10 protein-coding genes and 1 tRNA gene are annotated in these 26,469 nt (G+C 44.0%); 8 read left to right on the top strand and 3 right to left on the bottom strand.

Annotated elements, in window-relative coordinates; all coding sequences use genetic code 11:
- Nucleotides 1–39 precede the first annotated feature (39 nt).
- Both gltX and F8C76_RS12335 read left to right on the top strand, forming a co-directional pair.
- On the top strand, nucleotides 40–1,548 hold the full coding sequence (gene gltX / locus F8C76_RS12340) for a glutamate--tRNA ligase (protein ID WP_152131978.1): 1,509 nt from the start codon (nucleotides 40–42) through the stop codon (nucleotides 1,546–1,548).
- A gap of 85 nt (nucleotides 1,549–1,633) precedes the next feature.
- The gene (locus F8C76_RS12335) at nucleotides 1,634–2,560 is read left to right on the top strand and encodes an SPFH domain-containing protein (protein WP_129653882.1); all 927 of its coding nucleotides are present in this window, start codon (nucleotides 1,634–1,636) and stop codon (nucleotides 2,558–2,560) included.
- Between the two features lie 234 nt (nucleotides 2,561–2,794).
- Here F8C76_RS12335 and F8C76_RS12330 read toward each other — a convergent pair whose 3' ends face one another.
- Nucleotides 2,795–4,480, bottom strand: a complete 1,686-nt coding sequence (locus F8C76_RS12330; RefSeq protein ID WP_152131977.1) for a glutamine--tRNA ligase/YqeY domain fusion protein — start codon at nucleotides 4,478–4,480, stop codon at nucleotides 2,795–2,797.
- 266 nt (nucleotides 4,481–4,746) lie between these two features.
- On the opposite strand from F8C76_RS12330, the gene F8C76_RS12325 reads away from it, so the two are divergent.
- The 6 genes from F8C76_RS12325 (at nucleotide 4,747) to F8C76_RS12300 (ending at nucleotide 25,064) form a co-directional block, all read left to right on the top strand.
- The gene (locus tag F8C76_RS12325) at nucleotides 4,747–7,008 is read left to right on the top strand and encodes a T9SS type B sorting domain-containing protein (RefSeq protein WP_152131976.1); all 2,262 of its coding nucleotides are present in this window, start codon (nucleotides 4,747–4,749) and stop codon (nucleotides 7,006–7,008) included.
- Nucleotides 7,009–7,014: 6 nt separating this feature from the next.
- On the top strand, nucleotides 7,015–9,084 hold the full coding sequence (locus F8C76_RS12320; protein WP_152131975.1) for a PorP/SprF family type IX secretion system membrane protein: 2,070 nt from the start codon (nucleotides 7,015–7,017) through the stop codon (nucleotides 9,082–9,084).
- A 2-nt stretch (nucleotides 9,085–9,086) separates the two neighbouring features.
- Entirely contained in the window at nucleotides 9,087–23,402 is a 14,316-nt protein-coding gene (locus F8C76_RS12315) for a T9SS type B sorting domain-containing protein (RefSeq protein WP_152131974.1), read from the top strand.
- Nucleotides 23,403–23,423: 21 nt separating this feature from the next.
- Nucleotides 23,424–24,374 (top strand): PorP/SprF family type IX secretion system membrane protein, encoded by a 951-nt coding sequence (locus F8C76_RS12310; RefSeq protein ID WP_129653877.1) that lies wholly within the window; start codon nucleotides 23,424–23,426, stop codon nucleotides 24,372–24,374.
- Nucleotides 24,375–24,417: 43 nt separating this feature from the next.
- Nucleotides 24,418–24,774 carry a dihydroneopterin aldolase gene (gene folB / locus F8C76_RS12305; RefSeq protein WP_129653876.1) on the top strand — a complete coding sequence of 119 codons (357 nt, stop codon included), beginning with the start codon at nucleotides 24,418–24,420 and terminating at the stop codon, nucleotides 24,772–24,774.
- Nucleotides 24,775–24,993: 219 nt separating this feature from the next.
- Nucleotides 24,994–25,064: transfer RNA gene (locus tag F8C76_RS12300), tRNA-Cys, on the top strand.
- Between the two features lie 28 nt (nucleotides 25,065–25,092).
- Here F8C76_RS12300 and F8C76_RS12295 read toward each other — a convergent pair.
- Together F8C76_RS12295 and F8C76_RS12290 are read right to left on the bottom strand one after the other, a co-directional pair.
- Complete coding sequence (locus F8C76_RS12295; protein ID WP_152131973.1) at nucleotides 25,093–25,752, bottom strand: LysE family translocator; 660 nt, start codon at nucleotides 25,750–25,752, stop codon at nucleotides 25,093–25,095.
- Between the two features lie 6 nt (nucleotides 25,753–25,758).
- The gene (locus F8C76_RS12290) at nucleotides 25,759–26,439 is read right to left on the bottom strand and encodes a head GIN domain-containing protein (RefSeq protein ID WP_152131972.1); all 681 of its coding nucleotides are present in this window, start codon (nucleotides 26,437–26,439) and stop codon (nucleotides 25,759–25,761) included.
- Nucleotides 26,440–26,469 lie beyond the last annotated feature (30 nt).

The following is a 26,469-nucleotide window of genomic DNA, read 5'->3' as shown; positions in this document are numbered from 1 at the left end:
TATAAGGCAATGTATCTTTGCACAACAATATTGTATGCCATGAGTGATACCATTAGGGTGCGTTTTGCCCCAAGCCCAACCGGACCGTTACATATAGGAGGTCTTCGCACTGCTCTGTTCAACTACCTTTTTGCTAAAAAACACGGTGGAGAGTTTATATTACGTATAGAGGATACGGATCAAAACCGTTTTGTGGATGGTGCTGAAAACTATATCATTGAAGCCTTGAACTGGTGCGGCATTCCCTTTGATGAAGGACCAGGGAAAGAAGGTCCTGTTGGTCCATATCGTCAAAGCGAGCGCAAGGCCATGTACAAAGCTTACGCCATGGAACTTATTGAAAATGGCAACGCCTATTATGCCTTTGATACCCCAGAACGATTGGACTTTCATAGAAAAGACCACGAGGAAAAGGGCAAGACCTTCATCTATAATTGGCACAACAGGTTGAAACTCAACAATTCACTTTCACTGACCCAAGAAGAGGTAAGATCCAAATTGGATGCCGGCGAAGATTACGTCATCCGTTTTAAGTCCCCACAAGATGAAGAACTCATTCTACAAGATATCATCCGAGGAGAAATTACAATTGACACCAACATACTGGATGATAAAGTCTTGTTCAAAAGTGATGGTATGCCCACCTACCACTTGGCCAATATTGTGGATGATCATTTGATGAACATCAGCCATGTGATTCGCGGTGAAGAGTGGCTTCCCTCCTTGGCATTGCATACTCTATTGTATAAAGCTTTCGAATGGACTGCCCCCAAATTTGCCCATTTGCCGCTCATCATGAAGCCTGTAGGTAAGGGCAAACTAAGTAAGCGAGATGGCGAAAAAGGGGGGTTTCCCGTGTTCCCCTTAACCTGGAACGAATCGGAAGGTTACCGCGAAGCCGGTTTCTTTCCAGAGGCCGTGGTAAACTTTTTGGCCCTTTTGGGGTGGAACCCCGGTACAGAACAAGAAATTTTCTCTTTGGACGAGCTCATCCAATCCTTTTCTTTGGAGCGTGTGAACAAATCCGGTGCACGTTTTGATCCAGAAAAGAACAAATGGTATAATCAGCAGTGGTTACAGCGCAAGAGTGACGAAGATCTTGCCGATTTGTTTCTACAAGAGCTTTCAAAAAAAGAAAATCCGATAGAAGCCTCAAAAGATTATGTCCAAAAAGTAATATACCTCATCAAGGAACGGGCAAGTTTTGTTTCAGACTTTTGGGAATTGGGCGATTACTTTTTTGAAGCCCCCACCGAATACAATGAAAAAGCAGTGAAAAAACAATGGAAGGAAGATACCCCACAGATCATGGACCAAGTTCTTTCCATCCTAGAAAATATCGATGATTTCTCTTCCGCTATTATTGAAGAAAAGGTAAAAGCTTGGATTGCAGAGCAAGAACTTTCCTTTGGAAAGGTAATGCCTCCACTGCGATTGGTCATTGTGGGCGACATGAAGGGTCCTCACCTATTTGATATTATCGAACTTATTGGTAAAGAAGACAGTATAGGGCGAATTAAAAACGCGATTTCTGTGTTTTCGCAATAAACATTCTGTAACAAAACTTCGTGGTTGTCTACTGATATGTTACAGAGTTTTGTAAATTTCATTTCTAACATAAAATCCGATCAGCATGGGCAATTACTTATTATTACCAATTGTATTTCTTGGGCTTATTGTTCTATTTAAGTTCTTCTTTATTGTAAAGCAACAGACCGCCGTTGTCATAGAACGGTTTGGTAAATTCCAAAGTATTCGCAATTCAGGATTACAAATGAAAATTCCGTTAGTGGACCGCATTGCAGGAAGATTGAGTTTAAAAATCCAACAGTTGGATGTTATTGTAGAGACCAAAACTTTGGACGATGTATTTGTAAAGCTCAAGGTTTCAGTGCAATATGTAGTTATAAAGGACAAGGTATATGATGCCTTCTACAAATTGGAGTACCCCCATGATCAGATAACTTCCTATGTTTTTGATGTGGTCCGTGCCGAAGTTCCCAAAATGAAGTTGGATGATGTCTTTGTGAAAAAGGACGATATTGCCATCGCAGTAAAGTCCGAACTTCAGGACGCTATGCTGGAGTACGGTTATGATATCATCAAGACCCTTGTGACCGATATTGACCCCGATGCACAGGTAAAAGCGGCCATGAACCGTATCAATGCTTCCGAACGTGAAAAGATTGCAGCCCAATTTGAAGGAGATGCGGCCCGAATCCTTATCGTGGAAAAAGCAAAGGCCGAAGCAGAAAGCAAACGACTTCAAGGACAGGGTATTGCCGACCAACGTCGAGAAATTGCAAGAGGCCTGGAAGAGTCTGTTGAAGTATTGAACAAAGTTGGCATCAATTCGCAAGAAGCTTCAGCTTTGATCGTGGTCACACAGCACTATGACACGCTACAGGCCATTGGTGAGGAAACCAATACCAACCTGATCCTTTTGCCCAACTCACCACAAGCAGGAAGCGACATGCTCAACAACATGGTGGCCTCCTTTACGGCAAGCAACCAAATTGGTGAAGCCATGAAAAAGCAAAACAAAAAGAAAGAAGAATAAAATCATTCTTTCATGAATTGAAAAAGGGAGCTTTTTAGCTCCCTTTTTTATTGTTACCCTAAATTTTCTCCTCTTTTTGTAAAAAACTCCATATAGTACTTTTCCAAGAAGATCTTTCCAACACAAAGGGAAATGGGTTGCCCTGTTTCAAAAAGCCATTAAACACGCTTAAAACAAGCCTAGTTTAATAAGAAAACCAAATGGTATTTTGTTGTAGAATAAGAAAAAACTATGTTAGTCTTTTTGCTCCAATTTGGCCCAAGTGTCCCTTAAGGTCACCGTTCGGTTAAAAACCAAATTATTCGGAGTTGAATCCTTGTCAACATTAAAATAACCCAATCGTTGAAATTGGAACACGTCACCGATTTGAGCTTCTTGTAAACTGGGCTCCAAGTACCCGGTCACTTTCGTCAAAGAGTCCGGATTGATAAAATCCATAAAATCTTTATCCTTATGGGCATCCGGGGTTGCGTCATTAAAAAGACGATCATACAAACGCACTTCGGCTTGAATGGCATGGGGAATGGAGACCCAATGCAAGGTACCTTTCACCTTGCGCAAACTTTCTTCCGTTCCAGAACCACTTTTACTTTTAGGGTCGTAGGTACATTGCACCTCTATAACATTACCCTCTGCATCCTTGGTGCAACTTTCAGCTTTTATGATATAACCGTTCTTCAATCTCACTTCACCCCCCAACTTCAGCCTAAAGAACTTACGGTTTGCTTCTTCCTTAAAGTCTTCCTGTTCAATATAAAGCTCCCGGGAAAATGGAACTTTCCTTTCTCCTGCCGATTCATCTTCAGGGTTATTCTCGGCATCCAACCATTCCTCTTTCCCTTCTTCGTAATTGATGATGACCAATTTTAAGGGGTTAAGTACAGCCATAACCCGAGGGGCAACCTTGTTCAAATGCTCACGCACATGAAATTCCAACAAGGATACATCAACCACGTTTTCACGCTTGGCAATACCAATGGTGTCAGCAAAGTTTCGGATAGATTCCGGGGTGTACCCCCTCCTCCGCAATCCAGATATTGTTGGCATCCTTGGGTCATCCCATCCAGTAACCGCACCGCTCTCCACCAATTGAAGCAATTTTCGTTTACTGACTACCGTATGACTAAGGTTTCTACGGGCAAACTCACGCTGTTTAGGACGCAATTTATCAGAATCTACCAATTGGTCCAAAAACCAATCGTAAAGCTCTCTGTGGGGCAAAAACTCCAGTGTACACAGGGAATGCGAGACTTGCTCGATATAATCACTCTCGCCATGCGTCCAATCATACATGGGATAAATACACCAATCGGTATTTGTTCTGTGGTGGGGCTTATGCAGAATTCGATACATGACCGGATCACGCATGAGCATATTCGAGGAGGACATATCAATTTTGGCTCTCAACACATGCTCGCCTTCCTTGAAATCACCATTTTTCATGCCTTCGAACAGTTCAAGGTTCTCCTCCACAGAGCGGTTACGATATGGACTTTCCTTCCCGGCCTCCGTTGGGGTTCCCTTTTGACTCGCTATTTCTTCAGAAGATTGACTGTCAACATAAGCCCTATTGGTCCTTATCAGCTCCACGGCCCAATCATATAATTGTTGAAAATAATCAGAGGCATAACATTCCGTATCCCACTCATAACCAAGCCAAGAGACATCCTTTTTAATGGCATCCACATACTCCTTTTCCTCCTTGGCAGGATTGGTATCGTCAAAACGAAGATTTACCGGTGCATTATAGCGTAATCCCAACCCAAAATTGAGGCAAATGGAGCTTGCATGCCCAATATGAAGATACCCATTGGGTTCCGGCGGAAAACGAAAACGAAGGCTCTCAGCATTGTACCCATTTCTTAAATCTTCCTCAACAATATGTTCAATAAAATTCAGCGATTTAACATCCTCGGCCATATCCAAAATTTGAAGCGCAAATGTAGTAAAAACGTGTCTTCGTAGCTAAAAATCACGCTTTAGTGTATACAAAGTACGCCATTTCACAACACTTTTGGGGCCACCTACAACAATATATTTCCATTCGACGAAAATAAAATCATATTTGTTAGTAGAAAGCTATATGAAAATGGGGCGCTTGAGAAACGCTCTAACGAACTAAAAGACATTAAGGGGCACAAACTAACTGGGCATTGTATGCCCTCAACCTCTTAAAACTAACGGTGATGAAAAAAAGTAGTTCAACGTATGGCCTTCTGGTACTGACCCTTATGGTGGTCATTTTGGGTGCGTCTACCATGCAAGCCCAAATCCTAAACAAACCAACCGCTGCGCCCAATCCCAATTATGGCAGTAGCGACCCTTGGACAGCAGCCTGTGCTTCAAGCAGTTTCAATCAATATTATGTGAATTTCACCTGGAACCTACCCTTGGTGAACTCAAACAACGAGTTTGTCTTGGAGCTATCGGATGCCAATGGAAACTTTGGTTCTCCCATAGAACTATCAAGGGTGAGCGATAAAAACACTGTTTTTGACTTCGAATTTCAGTTTTCCGTACCCAACTATGTCCGTGGAGAAAACTACAAATTCAGGGTACGAAGCACCAGTCCTTCAAAAACCAGTCCTGCCTCCGATGCTTATCCCATGTACTATATTGACTATAATTCGCCCTTGCTTATTAGTGAAAATGGCAGTGGAAGCATTCCATCCGGTGGAACCATTCAAATATGTGATGGTGGCACGGTAACCCTAAAACCTCACAACATACCCAATGCCAGTACCTATAAATATAATTGGTACCGCAGCGGTACATTGCTTCCCCAGAAGACAGAGAGCATCACCGTTTCTACTTCTGGGATGTACTATGTTGAGCTGGATTATGGTTCCATCTGTTCTGGATCGGCAAACACCCTGTCCAACACCATTGAAATCAATACCGGTAGTAGTCAGGGCATCGCCATAAATGGTTCCAGCAATGTTGAGCTGTGCCCAGGAGACCCTTATACCCTTCAGGCCAACATCACCGGAATGGGGCTTACCTACACGTGGTATAAAGATGGGACAAAAGTAAGTGGACCCACGTTGGAAGGTGATTCCTATGCGATAAACTCTAATCTGGTTGGGTTTGAAGGAAGCTACGAAGTTGAAATTGAAGGGCCAAGTGCCTGTAAAGAACGTTCCGCAGCAGTTTCCGTACAGAGTGCAGGTTCTTTTGAAGTAGCCCTTAACAATGAAGAAAATATTGTGTTGCTGCCCTCACAGAACAAAACCTTATCGGTTTCCACAACGGCAGCCTCTCCATCCTACCAATGGTTCAAAGATGGTGGTGCCATCTCAGGAGAAACCACAAACACATTAAATATCAGCGAAGTAGGGGAGTATTATGTTACGGTTACCCAAAATGGTGGGTCTTGTTCCGTTTCTCCGAAAAACTCCGCAGTAACTACGGTAGTATCTCCGAACTCGTTTGAGTTTGTCATTTCCTACGTAGGTTCCTATACCTCATGTGAAAATACTGATGCCACATTGAGTTTAACAACCATCAATGCAGTCGGCGATGGTGGGGCAAAAACTAATGTAACATCGGACCTACAATCGTCATTCAGTTATGAATGGCTTAAAGATGGCAATATTATAGGAGGGGAAACCTCCAAGACCATAACCCTATCTGACCACGGGAACAATGGAAACTACAAACTAAATGGTTCCTTGGATGGGTTCAACGCATCGTCCAACACCCTAAATGTCAAGCTTGTTGTTAATCAAGCTCTTACCATTTCAACTACGGGAACCGTATTGTGTGAAGGTTCAGACCCTATCGTACTGAACAGCACACAAAGCCTCGAGGGTGAAACTTTTGAATGGGTTAAGGACGGCACTGTTGTAGACACCTCATCTGAAAGCTATACCGTTTCAGAGGTTGGCGTATACCAACTTGTTATCAGGACCAACGATTGTCCGTTGACATCCAATGAAATTACTATACGTGCCTTTGACGAATCATTATTGGTCTTGGACAAGCCTCAAGAACTTATCATTATTGAGGGCGAAACCATGACCATGACCGCAAGCGGTGCAGATTCTTATGAGTGGTTCGACTACAACAGCAATTTAGTATCAACTCAGGATTTCTTTGGTTTTCAAGAGGAAGGACAATACCTGTTGGTAGCCCATTTTGGTGGGTGTACCGTAAGCCGTGTCATTACTGTGGTATATAGGGACATGTTTGCCATTCCCAATGTAATTACAGCCAATGGCGATGGTATCAATGACCTATGGATATTGCCAAATACCTACTCCAGAGATCAAGAAGTTCTAGTGACCATATTCAATGAAAGAGGGAAGGAGGTATTCAGCCAGACCAATTATGAAAACAATTGGCCGCAATCCACCTCAACGTTCAACAAATCCAGCATGATCTTTTATTACAAGATCAGCAAAGGAGGTAAAAGCCTGAAACAGGGCACCATAACTGTTATTAAATAAACAGAAATGCACACCAAAAAACCTTTACTACTACTCGTCTATATCTTGCTACTTGCTTCATCCGGGACCTACGGACAAGAGGAGGATCCTTTTGTGCCCTATAACATCCCATCCCAGAACTTGCTGAAATTTAACAGGTTCTTGTTGAACCCAACATTTTCAACAGTGCGCGAAGACAAGTCCTATATCAATTTATTTCATAGAAACCAGTCGGTATCTTTTGACGATAACAACCAGGTATACTTCTTGAGTTATAGTGGTAGAGTGAGTGACAGAAGTGGTGTGGGTCTAAGCTTATTTACCAATAGGGAAGGGGTTTTCAACAACTTCGGTGTTCACGCCAACTACGCCTATGGTGTGCGATTGGCCCCAAAAAGCACCTTTACTTTCGGAGCCAACTTTTCATATTACCAAAGTGCCTTGAACCAAGACCGTGTCAATGCCATTGAAAACGATCCTTTTCTAAACACTTTGGAAAGTAGTTCCTTGGTGAGTTTTCAACCCGGTTTCAACTTTTCCATAGGGAATTTCGACATTGGTGGTTTTGCCGAAAACCTTTTTGATTACAACCTTAAGAACAGTGAATCTGTTACCGAATTCAACGAAAAAACCTATTCCGGACACCTACAATATACCCATCAGTTTAAAAATGGTGCGGGGCTTTTGGAACGCGCCAGATTGATGCCTATGGCCCGGGTTAGAAAAGTGGGTGAGGAAAACCTCGTATTGGGAGGAAACCTTATCCTTGATCTTCCCAAGCTAGGATGGCTACAAGCGGGTTATGACGATTTCTACGGCGCATCTGCAGGACTTGGGTTTAATTTGACCAAGAACATCTCCCTGGGTTACACCATGGAAAAAGGTCTCTCCAACAACTTTGAAAACTTTGGGGTAAGTCATGAGATTTCCCTTGCCTATTCCTTTACGCCGAACCTTACCGAGGACCGCGTAATGTTGGAAAAAGAAAACGAAGCCTTGGTGGAAAACGAAAATGTTCCACAAGACAGCTTGAGTATTACCGAAAAGGACCTGGAAATAGCACAATTGAAAGACAAGTTAGCCGAAAACGATGCCATTTTGGACGAGCTCCTCATGCGTCAGGATTCCATAGAAACCACCCGTAGACAAGATTTGGAGAAACGTTTTGAAACGGTCATGAAAATGGTAAAACGTGAAACAAGAGGACAAAATCCAGCGCTTGAAGAAAAGGCCAAGCAAGTCTATTTTGCCAATATGGACAGTGCCGACCTTGTAACACAAACCAAGAAACAACCTATTTCAAATCACGGGCTTACCAATACCACGGCAACCAAAAAGATTATCCGTATCAACGAATCCAAAACCAACAACGCGGTAGCACATACCTCTTCGGTAAAAAGGGACAAAACCTCCAATACCAAGAAGATCAAATCTGCCCGTTTCAAGTCAAATGCTATTCCCAATGTTCAAAGCGGACATTACTTAATCGCCAACGTTTTTAAAAATCCAGAAAACGTGGACGCCTTTATCCAACAACTCCATGAACAAGGTATTCTTGATGCTGGCTACTTTGAAAATCCAAAGAACGGTCTCAATTATGTGTATTTGGACGGATACAAGGACAAAAAAGAAGCTTTGGAGGCATACCATTCCAAACTCAATGGTTCATATAAAGGTGATGCGTGGGTCATGAACGTCAACGATGGTACTGCCACCATCCAAGGATTTGTAAACAGCTCAACAACAACACCTTCCAAATATGGAAACAACTCCTTACACAAGAATGTTAACAAAAGTAGTACAGGCTCAGGCCAGGTAACCTACAAAACCATAAACGCAAACGGATTGCCAGAAGGCTTCTACATCATAGCCAGCGTATTCGACAATTCAACCAGTGCCAAGCAATTTGTAAAAGCACTGAATTCCAGAGGTTTAAATGCCAGTTATTTCATAAACCCAGAGGACAACCATAGATATGTGTACCTCAAAAAACATGAAACCTGGAACAACGCCCTAACCTCTTACTATTCCAAACTAAACGCTTCGTATGATGACCAAATGTGGATCATGCGCGTGAAACCAAACTACAATAGCTAACCATGGCCAAACCTTTACATAAAATATTGCTGTTCTTAGGGATGGCACTCATTTCTTGGGTGGGTACTTCCCAGGTCAAGAACACCTTTGACGTACGTTATGAAAACGAACTTAGGGGGGATCTTACCTTTATTGCCAACAATATAGTAAACAGGGATTCCGGAAGTACAGACCCTGAAGACCCTTACAATGCAACCGGTTCAAGCTCATCATATAACGATGACCTTAACATGCAATATATTGATATAGACGGGGATGGTTCCACCTTTAGTTCCAGTAGTGCCACCTTGGCCGTACCGGACCCTTCCTGTTCATTAATACGATATGCCGGACTATACTGGTCCGCAGTATACAAGGGCAGTGATAGGAGCGATTTCAACCAGGTCAAGTTTAGGGTTCCTGGAGGTTCCTATGTAGATCTGACCGCAGATGAAATTTTATTTGATGGATATAACGATTCCGACTTTGGGAGCTATAGCCCCTATGCTTGTTATAAGGATGTAACTTCCATGGTATCCTCATTGGCCAACCCCGATGGGGAATACTTTGTAGCAAACGTCAGGGCTAGTTCCGGAAGCTCCATTACCGGAGGTATTTCTGGAGGTTGGACCTTGGTCGTGGTTTATGAAAACCCAACCCTTCCCGGTAAATACATTACCACTTTTGATGGGTACGCCGGTATCAAATCAGGACAAACGGTTGATGTTCCCTTTAGTGGTTTTACCACATTGCCCGCGCCCTTTCCCGTGCGTGCAAAATTGGGTGTGGCCACTTTGGAAGGAGACAACCGAATCTCTGGGGACAGGCTTGCCATTCGTGCGGACAGCAACGCCGGATTTACAACACTTGGAAACACAGTCAACCCTACCACCAACTTTTTCAATAGTAACATTACCATTGAAGACAATATTATCACCACTAGAAACCCCAACAGTGTAAACACTTTAGGTTGGGATGTGGATTTGTTCACCATACCTAACCCCAACCAGACGGTTATTCCAAACAGTGAGACCGGGGCGACTTTAAGAGCATCCTCAACCCAGGATAAATACGACATTTTCTTCACCTCTCTGGATGTGGAAATCATTGAGCCCAATATTGAGCTGACCAAAACCGTTGAGGATATTGGAGGTAACGATATTACAGGTCAAGGAGTTAACTTAGGACAATACTTGGATTATGTGCTCTCTTTTGAGAATGTGGGGAATGATGATGCCACCGGGGTTGATCCTGCCAGTTCAGACCCTTTTCAAAGATATTATACCATTCGAGATGTATTGCCCATTAACGTAACCTTGGATGAAAGCAGCATTACCATGCCCGCAGGAGCTACTTACTCCTACGATCCGGCCTCACGAACCATATTCTTCAGTATTCCAGATGGTTTGGTAGAAGAAGGTGATCCCATGGCCTCCATCCGGATGCGGGTACAAGTGGCGGAAAACTGTTTTGACTTTATCGATGCCTGTACGGATATCATCCAAAACTTGGCCTATTCCACCTATAGTGGTGTCATTAACAATGCACAGATTACGGACGACCCCAGTGTGTCCGAATTTGACGGTTGTGGTTTCCCCACCCCCGGGGCCACCAACTTTTTGTTGGATGACCTAAGTGCCTGTAACTTTAGCAGAACGGTACAACTTTGTGGTGATACCGTGCTTTTGGATGCCGGTGACAATTTTGACAACTATATCTGGTACCGTGATGAAAATGGCAACAACCAGATTGATCTTGGTACAGATACCGTTATTACCGATGCCGATGCCGACAACGACCCAAGCACTATTTTGGTAGGTGATACCGGAACTTATCTAGTAGACAAGCAAGTTGCCGATCCCTGTAAGGATTTTATGGAAATCATAGTGGTTGAATTGTTCGGTTCGGTTCAAAGCAACCCTATCACGGCGTTAATCAACAACACTTCAAATACCATTGATGGCGAGATTCAAATCTGCCCCAATGACGGTAGCGAACTGCCCGAAATCTTCTTATGTGGTCTTAACGACACAGAACTTATACAAGTAAACATCCCTGATGCGCAGAGCATTGTTTGGGAACAATTGGACGAAACTAGCTGTGGATCTGCTGTTTCAGGCTGTGCCAACACCAACGCAAGCTGTACTTGGAACACCGTGGATACCGGGAACGACTTCTTGGCTTCGGATTCAGGACAGTACCGATTGATCATCAACTATCAGAACGGATGTTTCAGCAGGTTCTATTTCAATATTTACAAGAACCCGCTCAACCCACAATACACCTCTAGCGATATTATTTGTGACACGGATGGAAACATTACCGTGACCAATATGCCTATTGATTACGAATATCAACTTTTGGATCAAACCACAGGAAACGTATTGGTTCCTTTTGGACCAAGTCCAAGCTTTGATATTACCACCAACGGTGCTTATGCCGTTGAAATGAGACAACAAGGTGTTACCGATGGTTGTGTTTTTCTTCTAGAGAATATTGGGATTCTGGAAAGAAATTTCCAAGTGGACATCACTCCACAAGACACCAACTGTTCTGGTTTGGGCGAGATTGCCATCTCTGTGCTCAATGTAGAGCCCCAATACTATTATGAAATATCCCAAGGTGGTACCGTAGTGGACACCCACGGACCATCCACAGACAATAATTACACCTTTGAGAACTTGAACGATGGGGTATACGATGTTACCGTAACCACCGATGACGGATGTACCTACACCGAACAAGTGACCATTCTTGACCTGGCAGACCTGGAGCTTACTGCCAGGGTTTCCCAACACATTACCTGTAAGGAAGGTAATATTCTTATGGAATCTACAGGGGGTAAAACACCTCACTTGTACGCCATTTGGTCCTATACCGATGACTTGGGCAATCCTGTAATTTCATATCCAACGGTACAGGATATCCCTCCTTCAGAATTTCAGACCAGTCAGATTTTCGACATCTATGATCCAGGAGAGTACCTGTTCGTGGTTGTGGATAGGTTCAACTGTTATGATATCTCCAATCCGGTTACCATTGAATTCAGGCCAGCAGCGGACTATGATTTTAATACGATTGTTGATGTCCTTTGTTTTGGGGAATCAACGGGTTCCATTACCAAAAACCTTACGAACAGTAATGGGTACCAACTTACTTATTACCTGTTTGATGCCACTGGTTTTGATGAGGACAACTATGATTATGTAAACGCATTGGCCACCAATGAAACAGGTTTTTTCTCTGGTTTGCCTAGTGGGGATTATGTGATTGTTATCAACCAACGTAAGGGTAGTGCTTCTTGTGATTATTACGATTATGTTACCGTTGATGGGCCTCCACAAGCCTTGGATGCAGACTCCGCTTTGGTTCAGGATTATACCTGTTTACAGGATGGCATCATTGAGGCCCAAAATGTTTCTGGAGGTACCGCTCCCTATGAATACAGTATTGATGGGGTAAACTTTGTAAGTGGTCCCGGTGCTGAAACTTTCTCTGGATTGACAGAGGGAACCTATACTGTAACGGTTAGGGATGCCAATGGGTGTCTTATAGCAACGGACCCTATCACCATAGATCCCTTGAACCCACCAACAGATTTGGATTTTTCAGCCACAAATCCCATCTGTCCCGTATTTACTTCTGATGTAACCTTATCCGCAACAGGAGGAACCCCCAATTTAACCTACGAGATCATTGCCCCTGCCGGTAGTGTGGTCAATAACGGAAACAATGCCACTTTTGCTGGATTGGCTCCAGGAACTTATTTGTTCAGGGTTACCGACAGTTTGGGTTGTTCGTATGATGAAAGCTATACCATAGACCCCATTACCGAAATTTCCGTGACAGGCCAATTGTTGAGTAATATTACTTGTTTTGGTGATACCGACGGGGAGCTTCAGTTCAACGTAGCCAACTTCAATACAGATTATGATTATTCGGTTACAGGTCCTGCTACTTTCAACGGAAGTGCACAGACCAATGGAACCATTTCTTTGTCAGGATTGGCCGAAGGAACCTATACCATTACCGTTACCGACAACTACACCAGCTGTACCGATACGGCCAGTGTTACCATAAATGCACCTCCTTCAGCATTGACTGCTTCCCACGTGGTTGCCCAGCCTAGCTGTATTGCAGACGGTTCGGTTACCATTACTCCAACCGGAGGATGGGGTGGCAACAGTTTTGAAATCACTGCAGGTCCTGTTGGATATGTCCTTCCTGCCCCTCAATCAAATGGATTATTTGCCAATCTTACCATAGGAGGAACCTATACGTATACCGTTACGGATTCCAATGGATGTGTTTTTACGGATACCTTTGATATCATTGAAGCCGTGGCCCCTATTTTGGCCATTGTGCCCAACGACATTTGTTATGACGATGCCGTAGGCCTCACCCTTACCGCTAATGTTACTTCTGGAGGGGACGGCAACTACGAATATAGCCTAAATGGCGGTCCGTTTGTAAGCGGCAATGTGTTCTCGGGTCTAGCCCCAGGAACCTACACCATTGATGTTAGAGACGGGAACAGCTGTACAGATTCAGCTTCCATCACTATTGATCCAGAGTTGAGTGTGATTGCTTCGGCTCCAGATATTATTGCTTGTGGAACGGATACCGATATTACCATTACCGCTGCTGGTGGCGATGGCAACTATGTATACGCTGTTGTGGGCAATGGGGTTACTCCCGCCGATGGGGATTTTTCAACCACCAACCCTGTTTCCGTAACCGGTGCCGGTGATTACGATGTATATGTTCGAGATAACAATGGCGCTGCTGGTTACTGTGAGGCTTCCTACGATATTACGATAGCCCAAGATCCACCATTGGCCATTTCAGTGACCGACACAGGAATTTTGTGTAGTGGAGAGGCACAAGCCACCATTACCATTAACGCTTCAGGTGGTGAAGCCCCATATCAATATAGTATCAACAATGGTGCTACCTATCAAACTTCAAACACATTTGTGAACCAAGCTGCGGGCAGTTATAACATCCGCGTTAGGGATGCCAACAACTGTACCGTTGATGAAATTTATACCATAACCGAACCTTTGACCCTTTCCGCTTCTGCCGCCGTTACCCAATTGGCAGAATGTAACCCAGGGTTGGGTGCTGAGGTACGTATTACCAATGCATTGGGAGGTACCGCTCCTTACGAGTACAGTTTTGATGGTGGGTCCACATATGGATCAAGCTCTATTGGGTATCTTTTTCCAGGAACACATACACTTTACATCAGGGATGCCAATCTTTGTACATATCCCATGACGGTGACCATTGACCCTGTTCCCACCCCACCCAATGTTACTCCGGCCATAGACTACGAATGTGATGGCGAAGGTATCATTACCTTGACTCCGGACAGCGCAGATTTTGATTACACCTATGAAATCGATGGTAATCCAAACTCTCCTGCTGACTCAAATATCTTTAACAATGTTGCTGTTGGATCACATACCATTACGGTAAACTATACCAGCAATTCCGCTCCAACTCCAAGTGTGTTGCTGTTGGAAACTTTTGGAGCTGGACCCAATACCAGCATTCCCGAGGTGGATCCTGCGTACTGTTACGAGCCTCAAAACGGAGCAGTGAACTCCTGCGGTTGGGCCATTGACACCCATATCCAAGACGGGGAATATTCGGTTACACAAACCATTGTAAACCCCTATGGTACATGGAGAAACCCCAATGATCACTCCGCCTTGGCCAATGGTAGATTTTTGGCCATGAATGTAGGTGGTGCCGTAGGGCCCAATGGGATTATCTATGCCAAAAGAGATATTGAAGTGGTCCCCAATCGGGATATCACCATTTCATTATGGGCTTTCAACTTGTTAAGAGTTGGAACCGGTGGTGCTGACCCTGATATCGATATTCAATTGGTAGATGGCGTGGGTACGGTAATTGCCAGTACCACAACAGGACAAGTTCCTAAAAACAATAATGCTGATGATTGGCAGAACTATACAGTTACCCTAAATCCAGGAGGCAATGCCAATTTAGATATTGTAATTCGTACCAACTCTGCTGTTACGGGTGGAAATGACATCGCCATTGACGATATTCAGGCGTTCCAAACCCCTGAAGTTTGTTCCGGTTCATTGACCGTTGATGTCAATGTTGAGGATGGTCATGCCTTTGACGCGGCCATTACTGCCTTCACTGATATTTCTTGTAATGGTAGTGCCGACGGTTCCATTACTTTTGAAGCGGAAAACTTTGACCCTGCCACAGGCTTTACGTACCAAGTGGATGGAGGCGCGGTTTCTGCCCCTCAATTTGCAAGCCCTGTTACTGTTAACGGACTAACAGCAGGCAACCATACCATTACCATTGTAGACTTAAGAGACCCTGCGTGTTCAGTAATCTTGAATCAAACTTTAACAGAGCCTGATGCATTGGTTGCTTCTGCCTCTGTGACCAGTGTGATGACCTGTACAAACGGAGGGGCCACTATAACGGCTTCAGCCACAGGCGGAACCCCTACCTACCAATATCAATTGGAAGACAATGGAGGGGGTGTGCTTGTTGCTTATCAATCTTCCAACATATTTACTGGTCTTTCCGATGGTGATTATATTATCAGGGTTATCGACACAAATCTTTGCGAAGACCCTGTTGATACGGCCATTACCATTGCACCTCCTGCCGATATCCTATTTGATGTTACACCCACTGCATGTTATAGTGGAAACAATGACGGTACTATCCAAGTGGATGTGACCAGTGGAAATGGCGATTATCAATTCAGTTTAAATGGTGGTCCTTGGATCACTCCAAGTCCTGCCACGGCCACAACGCACACTTTCTCAGGATTGGCCGCTGGAAACTATACCATCAATGTAAGGGATGGCTTTGGTTGTACGGGCACGCTTCAAAACGTAACCATTGTAGATGCCTTGATCGCCAGTGTGGCCGTTGAGGACATTACCACATGTGCCGATGGTAGCATTACCGTTACGGCTTCAGGTGGTTCACCTACCTTGGAATATGCTTTTGTGCCAACAACTACTGATCCAACCGGATCTTTCTCCACAACCAACACCTATACTGTAACTGCTGGTAACGAAGGCACTTATGATGTATATGTTAGGGACAATTCCGCAACAGCTCCTTTCTGTGAGTTTATGGAAACCGTGACCGTTGACCCGGCCACTCCGTTGACCATGACGGCCACTCCAACAGACCCTGAATGTCATGATGGAACTGGCTCCATTTTGGTGGATATCACTTCCGGGCTTGCCCCATACACCATTCAAATCATTGATTTGGACAATGGAGGTGCCTCAGACCAAACCGATACCAACGTACTTTCTACAAGCAGAACGTATTATAACCTAATGCCTGGGGACTATACCATCAATATCACCGATGCCACAGGTTGTACCATTACCGATACGCAGACCATCAACAATCCTGATGAATTGACGGGGGTTGTATCTGGGGTTACGCCCGCAACTTGTACTGGCGACATCAATGATTTTGGCTTTGAATTCTCTGGATATCCTACTACTTTGGGAACCATTCAATTCAGTGCCGATGGTGGTGCCACTTGGATTGGTGACAACTCCAACCCTGGAACTTCAGATCAGTTTACGGGTTATACTTCTGGTCAAACCGTTTATCCTTCCATGAGAACCGTGGATGGGTCCAACAATACCATTTGTCAGACAGACCTTCCTCCCTTCATCATACCATACCCATTGGATGACTTGGACATTACCATATTGCCAATAATTGTCAATTGTAATGAACTACAAGTTACGGTGAGAGGACAAAACGGTACGGCGCCTTACGAATATGCCTATTCGGACGACCCGGCCAATTTTAACCCGGCTACTGCAGCATGGACCGCTCCTTTGCCTTTGGGAACAACCCACACCTTTGTCGGATTGGTCCCTGGTAGAACCTATACCTTCTACGTTAGGGATAGCGCAGGTTGTGTTCGTCAAAGTAACGTGAACGTGAACGATATCATCACGGTTCCTTTGGAAATTACATCAAGCATTACTCCAAGCTGTGATGGAGCCAACAACGGAAGCATTACCTACACAGTAACTGACAACCAAGCTCCTTTTGAAACACAGTTCAGATGGACCCTGTACGATATGAGTTCCGGTTCTGCTGTTTTTGTAACAGATAGTGGGGGAATAGTTCCCTTCTCTACTCCACAACAGGACATTACCATCAATAATTTGGCTCCTGGAAACTACTTCATCGAAGTTGTAGAAGTAGATGGTTCAAACAATGATAGTTGTGTTGGCGCCACTGAGAATGAGTTATTGATAGAACTGGATCCATTGAGTGGTACACCTAATGTGTTACAGGATATTAGCTGTAATGCCCCTGGACTCATTGAGGTTCAAAACCCTCTTGGTGGAGGCGGAATCTATACGTATACTGTTACTGGACCAGTTCCGTTTGTAACCATTACAACAACATCTGATAATCCTATTGAGATTCCTGCCAATTCACCTGCTGGAACCTATGCTGTCGAAATTCAGGATCAATTTGGTTGTTCCATGCCTTTGGGTACAGTGGACCTTGATTTGACACCAAACCCAACCATTACAGGCATCGCTGTGGATAACTGTACCGATCCTGCTACAGTGACCATTACAGCGACCACTACGGCCGCACAAATTTTCTATTCATTGGATGGTGGAACTACTTATGTGGATAATGGTGGGGTATTCAACAATATCGCAGCAGGAACATATAATGTGTCCATCATTGATAGCAACGGCTGTATTGATACAGATACCGTAACGGTTCATCCCGTACTCCAGGCCAATGTGGTCCTTACCAAACTTTTGGATTGTTCCGTTAGCCCAGATGCTGAAATTACCCTTGAGGTACTTCAAGGCTCTGGAAGCTATGATTATGAAATTTCCGATGGTTCCGGAATTGTGGTCAGCAGAACAAGCTTGTCCACCAATCCGTTGGTGTTCAGCACCACAACGGTAGAGGACTACATTATCACCATTTATGACAACAATACAGCATCACCAGAATGTTCCAGGGTATTCAATGTCTCGGTTCCTCCGGCCATTATGCCTTCGTTCAGCATTACATCTTTCTCAGATGTAACCTGTAATGGCGATGCTGATGGTACTATCTCGGTAAGCGCCGTGGACAACGGTACCGGACCTTATACTTTTGAAATTATTTCTGGACCTGGAAGTTCTGCTTCATTCCCAATTGCTCCAACGTCAAGCAATGCCACTACGGCTACCTTTACAGGACTTGAAGGAAGTATTGCCGGAATCACCTATACCATTGAAGTTACCGCGGCCAATGGTTGTACCACAACCTTGACCCAGATTATAAGTCAGCCAGACCCTATTGCCAACATCAATACCAGTGTTGTGGAATTTGGTTGTACCACAGGCAACAACATGAACAATGCCACTATTACAGTGGATACAGCTTCGATTACTGGTGGAAGTGGTACCTATGTGATTTATGAGTTCATCAACGACCAGGGTACGCCAGCCACTGGAGACGATGTTGTGGTTCAGTCCGGATCGAACAATGTGTACATTGAAACCAATACGGCTGGCGGAAGTTATATCATCAATGTGTATGACAACAACGGCTGTGTGGGAACCGCTACGGAGACCATCGCCCCATTTGATGAACTATTGTCCGCTTCTGTGGCCATTGATGCCGTTGCAACTTGTGTTACCGGTGAAAACATCACCATTACCGCCACAGGTTCCATCACCAATTCCATAACAGACCCTGCCAACTATGAGTTTAGGTTGTTGCCTTCCGGTCCATTCCAAGCTTCTGGAAGCTTTACCGGATTGGCCGTAGGCACTCATAACTTTGAAGTTAGAAATACCGTTACGGGATGTATCATCTCCGTTTCCCATACCGTGGCCAGTCCCGAAGTTTTGGATTTGGATGTGGTAAGCACCACCAATATCACTTGTTTTGGTGCCGCAGATGGCGAAGTGGAATTGAACTTGGTAGATGCGTCCAGCATTACCTATGCCAGTGCCACGAGCTATACCCTATATTATGACATAAACAACACGCCCACCAACTTGGCCGATGATGTGATTACCACCGGTTCTGATGCCGATGGAAGTTTTACCATCACAGGTCTTGCTGCTGGAACGTATTATATTGAGGTAACCGATACCAATCCTCCTGGAGCGGCTTGTGTGTATACCCAATCTTTCAATATTGCCGGTCCTGCTGCAGCCGTAACCGCAGCTACGGCCATAACCGATATTACCTGTAACCCAGGGAATGACGGTATCATTGAAATCATCAATGCACAAGGAGGATGGGGTGGTTATGCTTACTATGTAAGCACTGTGGCCAATCCCGATCCAAATGACCCATCAAACTATGTGGCCAACCCAAGGTTTGAAAACCTTGTGGCCGGAACATATGAAATCTGGGTAATCGATCAATTTGGTTGCGCCGTACAATTACCGGATGAAACCTTGGCCGATCCACTGCCCATAGTGGCAGACCTTCAGGTCAACAATGAAAACTGTGTTAACCTACAAGGCGAAATCGAGGTTGTGGGCATCCCGGCCACTAACCCGGTAACAGGTGGTCAGGGCAGCAACTATATGTATCAATTGATCCGTAATGGAAGCAATGTAGGTTCTCCTCAGACCAGCACCATTTTCTCTGGCCTAGGAGCAGGTTCCTACGAGGTATATATTATTGACCAATGGGGTTGTGATACCACTGTTGGGCCCGTAGTCTTGAGCGAAGCCATGTCTGCAACTGCAACCGTGGTTAAACCAATAGATTGTACCGTAGATCCGGGAGGTCAGATAACCATCAATGTTTCTGGTGGTTCCTCCAACCTATTCTTTGAAGTGGTTTTCCCTGACGGATTGACCACAGACAACAACACCACAGGGGTCTTTACTGGACTTACACAGCCTGGAACGTATACATTTACAGTTACAGATAGTGATACCACTACACCTTGTACGTTTACATTGACCCAAGAATTGGATGATAAGGTTGATCCTTCACTATTGGCTTCAACCATACAAAATGTAAGTTGTTTTGGTGGCAGTGATGGAAGTATCTTGGCCAATTTGGATCCTGCAACAGCTGCGAACCCAATATATAGATATGAACTTATCGGAATAAGTGTTGGGGCTCCAAGCAGACCATTGCAAGACACGCCATTGTTTGAAAACCTTCCTGCTGGGGACTACGAAGTACGTGTAGTTTCATCAAGAGGTTGTGAAGACATCAGACCGGAAACCATCACCGAACCAACGGCTTTAACAGCTTCTGCAACAGCTTCTGCCTTTGTGTGTAGCCCGAGCAATTCGGTCAATGAGTCTACTGTTACCGTAACAGCCAATGGCGGAACGGGTACTTACTATTATAGCTTTAATGGTAATGGCTTTACCCAAGATGCCACCTTTGGTGTAACTGATAATGGTTCCGTACAAACGATCAATTACATTGTAAGGGATGCCAATGGCTGTGAGTATGTGGACAGTGTTGATGTTCAACCTTTGAACACCTTCACATTGAATACAGCACAGGACACAGCCATTACTTGTAATGATCCTGAAAGGGTTACCATAACTGTTGTTGAAAGTATTGGTGGTGATAGCTATACTTTTGCATTGTTGCCCGTAGGAAACCCTTATGGAAGTGTGGTTTCCAGCACATCAACAACGGCTACTTTTGATTTGTCCATTCCTGGAAACTATACATTCCGTGCCACAAACGATACCACAGGATGTTATGAGGAAATCACCTATACGATAGCTCCTTATGATACCATTGATGTAGTAGCATCGGTTGTATCCCATGCCATGTGCTATGGTGAGGCAGGAACTTTGGAAATAGATGTTACCGGATATACCGGTGCCTACGATTATGAAGTGTTCCGTGCCGATGGTAGTTCATTAGGACTTACCGGAAGCGGAAACACCTCTGTGAATCCTTTCGAGATTCCTGATCCAACAAACCTTTTGGTGGGTGGAAGCTACTATATCCGAGTTACGGAAACCGGTGCCCCATTCTGTGTCGAAGATTCCAATACGGTACAGATCATCTCTCCAAGTGCAGCTTTGGATGCTGCACCTGTGGAAGTGGCCAATGTTACCTGTACCAATGACCAAGGACAGATTTATGTGGCCCCAACAGGTGGTACCGCTCCCTACAATATTGTATTGACCAATACGGATACCGGTCAAGTGTACAATGCCAATAATGTGGCCAGCTTCCTGTTCACAGGATTGTCCGCTGGTGACTTTGATGTGGAAATCACCGATGCCAATGGTTGTCCTTTAACCAGAAATATAACCTTGGTTCGTCCAGATGACATTACTGCCAGCATCAGTGCTTCAACCACTATGTTGGATTGCTATGGTCAAGATGATGCCTCCATTACCGCTATAAATGTTTTGGGTGGTCAAGGCGTGTATCAATACCAATTGAATGTGTATGATGCAACCGGAACAAACATTGTATTTACTTCCGGGGTACAAAGCAGCGCAACCTTTACCGGTTTGGGTGCAGGGTACTATGGCATCACCATATCTGACGACTGGAATTGTGGTGTAAATGTTGGTCCTATTCAAATCCAAGAACCCGATGAAGTAGAGAGCAATTTGGTGCAGACCGCCGAAATGACCTGTACCATGGACGGTAGTATGCGTTTGTCTGCCTCCGGAGGCAGTGGTTCCTATGAATATTACGATGTGAATACATCTACATGGCAAAGCTTCAACAATGGAAGTTATCATGATTTCCCTAACATGTTGGCCGATGCCTATCAATTCATGGTAAGGGACAGCAATGGTTGTACCGCTATGGTATCCAACCAAGTAACCATTGATGAGGTTCCTGAGCTTATCCTTACCATTGATGATTCCGCAGCGTTTATCAACTGTTTCGGAGAGCCTACTGGTACCATCATTGCACATGCAACGGGCGGTCTGGGCAATTATAACTATGAATTGTTCAGCGATGCTGCCCTGACCAACTTGGTGGCAGGACCAAATACCAATGGAGTCTTCAACGGTCTTTATGCCGGGGACTATTATGTAAGGGTCACTAGCGGAGATTGTGTTGAGGTATCCCCTGTTATCCCAATTGTAGACCCCGCACCATTGCAAGTGGATCGTGAGGAATCTACAGATGCGACCTGTTCTGGTATGAACGATGGTACCATCACTGTGGAAGTGTCTGGAGGAACAGGGCAGATTCTATATGCCATTTCGCCTAACCTCGATCAGTTTGATACCGTAAATACATTTACCGATCTGGCACCTGGTACTTATGATGTCATTGCCCAAGATATAAATGGATGTTTCATGACCTTCCAGTTTACTATTGAACAACCTGAGCCTATTGAGGCAGAGGCCATCAATATTATGCACGAGGTTTGTTTTGATAGTGCCGATGGTTCCTTTGAACTTCAGATTACTGGAGGTACTGCGCCATACGAAACAGCTTTGGATTCCAATGCGGATGCCGATTTTGTTCCTGGACAGACCGTCTTCCAAAATCTAAGTGCCGGAACCCATGTGGTATTCATTAGAGATGCCGAAGGTTGTGATACCAATGTTTTTGTGGAAATCGAGCCCGGAGTAAACCTAGGGGCCACGGTAACCCCAATGTACGAGTGTACCGGAAATATCCCTAATAACTCTTTGGACATCATCTTTGAAGATCCAACCGTATCTGCCGATGTATTGTACGCTTTGGATTCTACCGATCCAGCCGATATGCAGTTAAGTGCGGATTTCACCAACATGACTCCTGGCGATCACTACATCACCATTGCCCATGCCAATGGATGTATGACCACTTATGATTTCACTATAGAGGGTTATGAGCCGTTGACCTTGATTTTGGAAAACAACACCATTAACCAGATAACGGCCGTTGCCGAAGGTGGTGTGGCTCCGTATACCTTCTATTTTGATGATGTGGACAACGGTAGTGAAAACACCTTCTATATCAATAGAACAGATACCTATACCGTTACAGTAATCGATCAAAACGGTTGTCAAGCCACCGCAGAGATATTCATGGAGTTCATTGACATTGAAATGCCCAACTTCTTTACTCCTGATGGTGATGGTCTTAACGATACCTGGATTCCTGACAACATTGAAGGCTTCCCAGACGTACTAATTAAGATTTACGATCGTTATGGTAGAGTAGTGGAAGAGATGACCCGAAACACCCAAGGTTGGGATGGAAATTATGACGGTAAACCTTTACCAACCGGTGATTACTGGTACGTAGTTCGTCTACAAGGCGAACAGGACAACCGTGAGTTTGTGGGCCACTTTACCCTATATCGACAATAAATGCTTAACCTACGCAACCCCATGCTAAAGAAAATATATCCCTCTGTCTTTCTGTTCCTCATGGCCTTTATGGCCAGAGGGCAGGAATTGACTATACCCCAGTTATCCCAATATATAGCTGACAACCCTTTTATCATGTCCCCAACCTATGCTGGGATTGGGGACCACATAAAGGTCCGGTTGAATGGGTTGACCCAATGGGTGGGGATTGAGGATGCTCCGGATACCCAGACCTTGGCAGCGGATGCCCGAATAGGAAACCGATCGGGACTTGGAATGCTGTTGTACAATGATAGCAATGGTGAGACCAAACAAAGGGGGGCCAGGGTATCGTTTGCCCACCATCTTACCCTGGATCGTTATGATGATATTTTTCTCTCTTTTGGAATCTCCTACAACTTTAACCAGTTTCGGATAGATGTGGAGAACTTTACAGCAAACAATGGACAACTTCCTACGGATGACAAAGCCACTACCAACCACAATTTTGATCTTGGGGTGCTTTACCGATATGATAAGTTCTATTTGAGTCTTAACGCATCCAACATCCTTAACAAGAATTTGGAACAGTTCAATCCTGTTTTTGAACCCAATACCTTGAGGAACTATTATCTGTACACAGGATATAGCATTTCCAAAAACAAAAACAGTAAATTGGAATTGGAACCCTCCGTTTTCTTTCAGTGGTTTGAAAGTGATAACCGATCTGTAACCGATCTAAATGCCAAGTTCAGGTTCCATGATTTTGAAGACTACTACTATGTGGGTCTCACCTATCGCTTTTTGAACGATCAATTCGGTTCTCCGCTGTACATAGCTCCAATAGCAGGATTCAAAAAAAGCAATTTCTATTTTGGTTATTCCTATCAGGTCATTACCAACGAAATTTTAGGATATAGTACTGGAACACATGTACTTACCGTGGGTATGGATCTCTTCCAGGGGATAAGCAATTGTAGATGTATGTATTGATTTAGCTGGTTTTGATCTATTTTTGCCCTTCAATTCAACTCTTGTGGGAAAAATTAGGGTAAAAAATATCAGGATACACTCCAATCATGGGTGTTTAAAGGAAGAAATGCTTATCGGTAGCGATTATCGCGTGGATTTGGAAATCACCGCTGATCTATCCTTACCTTCAGAATCCGACAAACTCAGTGAAACGGTGGACTATGTTCATCTGAACAATATTGTAAAGGAAGAAATGGGTATCCGTTCCAATCTTTTGGAACATGTGGCCAAACGCATTATCGATCGCATTTTTAAAGAAATCATTGAAGTGACCCATGTAATTGTGGAAGTATCAAAAATTAACCCTCCAATTGGTGGTGATGTGGAAAGCGTTTCGGTGAAACTCGAATATAATCGATAAACCACTGTTTCCTAGCTTATCACAATGAATTACTTTTTTTAAATTTGTCCTTATTGATTACGGCATTGTGGTCGAAATGGATAGACAAAATCCCGCAAGGATTTTTATGGTGGTTCGAGTCCACCCGATGCCTCTAAGCTTTTTTTAGAAAACGCTGTTCACATTTGGTTTATATCAAACCAAAAATTCATAAAATATTTATAGCTTTGCGATCCAATTGGCATCGTGGCCGAGTGGCTAGGCACAGCTCTGCAAAAGCTTGTACAGCGGTTCGAATCCGCTCGATGCCTCAAAAAACCCAACAAATGTTGGGTTTTTTTATTCACTTATCCGTTCTATTTCCTGTTTTATATTGAACTCATCCTTGGGAAGAAAACCTTTGGTAATGAGCACAATACCACATACGACCAATACCAACCCCAGTCCCTTTTTAATAAGGACAATCCTTTCTTGGGTCAAGTACTTTTTAAGTTGTTTGGCCAGTATGATCTTTAGTAAATCGGTACCAAAATATACCGCTATCACCGTTCCGAAGAAAACCAATATTCTGTTGGGATCATTGTCCAAACTTGGACCTACCACAATGAGCAGCCCCAACCAGAATGCCAATACCCCAATATTTATAAAATTCAACAAAAACCCTTTGGCCATAAGCACCAGATAGTTTCCTTTGGTGGCTTTTACATTGGCTTTTTTTCCATCCTTCTTCATAAAGAGTACAATGCCATACACCAACAAGATCATACCTCCAAAAACAAAAAGTCCAGGCTGGTTGCTCAAGTTTTCTAGCAATTGGAAACTACTGAAATAGGCAATGACCAAAAACACGATATCGGCAATAATCACCCCTACATCAAAACTTACTCCTGCCCTAAATCCCTTTGTGGCGCTGGTTTCCAACAGAACAAAGAAAACCGGCCCGATCATAAAGCTCAGTAAAAATCCCAAGGGTATCGCTGCTTGGATATCGTCAATCATATTGTATTATTCCACTCTCTTTATTTTTCCACCAAAAACGGTGGATTCATCCATTTTTACTGGATCGCCGTACACGAGGACCTCACCTCCGGCCTTAACATTGGCCTTGACATAATCTGTGGCATAAATCTCGGCATTTCCACCTGCATTCACACGAATGGTAGTAAATTTTGTCTTAAAGGCTTTGGCATAATATTCCCCTCCTGTGTTGATGATAATATCCTGATTATTGGAAAAACCGGAAACCAATATTTCGCCTCCAGATACGGCCTTTATCAATAATTGGTCTACTTGACAAGCAATTTCAAGTTCTCCTCCCTCCTGTGCTTTCAATTCCAAAACATCCTGTATATAGGTTTCGTCAGAATACATTCTGGCTTCTTCATTCACATCAATCACATTTAGGGTTTCGGTATGGTACAAATCGATATAAGTTCGGTACCCACTAAAAATTTTATCGATTTCCATGCGAATTTTCAATACCCCTTCATTGTTCACAATAGCCACTTTATCGGTATTGGCACCGGTAATGACTGCTTTGTTTTCAGTGGATTTGATAAGATGTATGGATAGTCCATCGAAACCCTTGACCTCTGTAAACTTTTGAAGATCTTTTACAATCTCCCGGTCTTGCGCATTCAAGAACTGCAAGGAAAACAACAGTAAAACAATCGTAATTGGTTTCATGTGTCAAAAATTTGGTTCTCAATAGGATAA

The sequence above is a fragment of the Flagellimonas olearia genome, assembly GCF_009184425.1.
GTDB classification, from domain to species: domain Bacteria; phylum Bacteroidota; class Bacteroidia; order Flavobacteriales; family Flavobacteriaceae; genus Flagellimonas; species Flagellimonas olearia.
The sequence above is the reverse complement of the archived record's forward strand: the minus strand, read 5'-3'. Positions and strand labels throughout refer to the sequence as shown.

Coding starts and splice junctions, on each gene's coding strand:
- F8C76_RS12335 (WP_129653882.1), top strand. CDS start 1,634: ATGGGCAATTACTTATTATTACCAATTGTATTTCTTGGGCTTATTGTT.
- F8C76_RS12310 (WP_129653877.1), top strand. CDS start 23,424: ATGCTAAAGAAAATATATCCCTCTGTCTTTCTGTTCCTCATGGCCTTT.
- F8C76_RS12320 (WP_152131975.1), top strand. CDS start 7,015: ATGCACACCAAAAAACCTTTACTACTACTCGTCTATATCTTGCTACTT.
- F8C76_RS12290 (WP_152131972.1), bottom strand. CDS start 26,439: ATGAAACCAATTACGATTGTTTTACTGTTGTTTTCCTTGCAGTTCTTG.
- gltX (WP_152131978.1), top strand. CDS start 40: ATGAGTGATACCATTAGGGTGCGTTTTGCCCCAAGCCCAACCGGACCG.
- F8C76_RS12325 (WP_152131976.1), top strand. CDS start 4,747: ATGAAAAAAAGTAGTTCAACGTATGGCCTTCTGGTACTGACCCTTATG.
- F8C76_RS12330 (WP_152131977.1), bottom strand. CDS start 4,480: ATGGCCGAGGATGTTAAATCGCTGAATTTTATTGAACATATTGTTGAG.
- F8C76_RS12315 (WP_152131974.1), top strand. CDS start 9,087: ATGGCCAAACCTTTACATAAAATATTGCTGTTCTTAGGGATGGCACTC.
- F8C76_RS12295 (WP_152131973.1), bottom strand. CDS start 25,752: ATGATTGACGATATCCAAGCAGCGATACCCTTGGGATTTTTACTGAGC.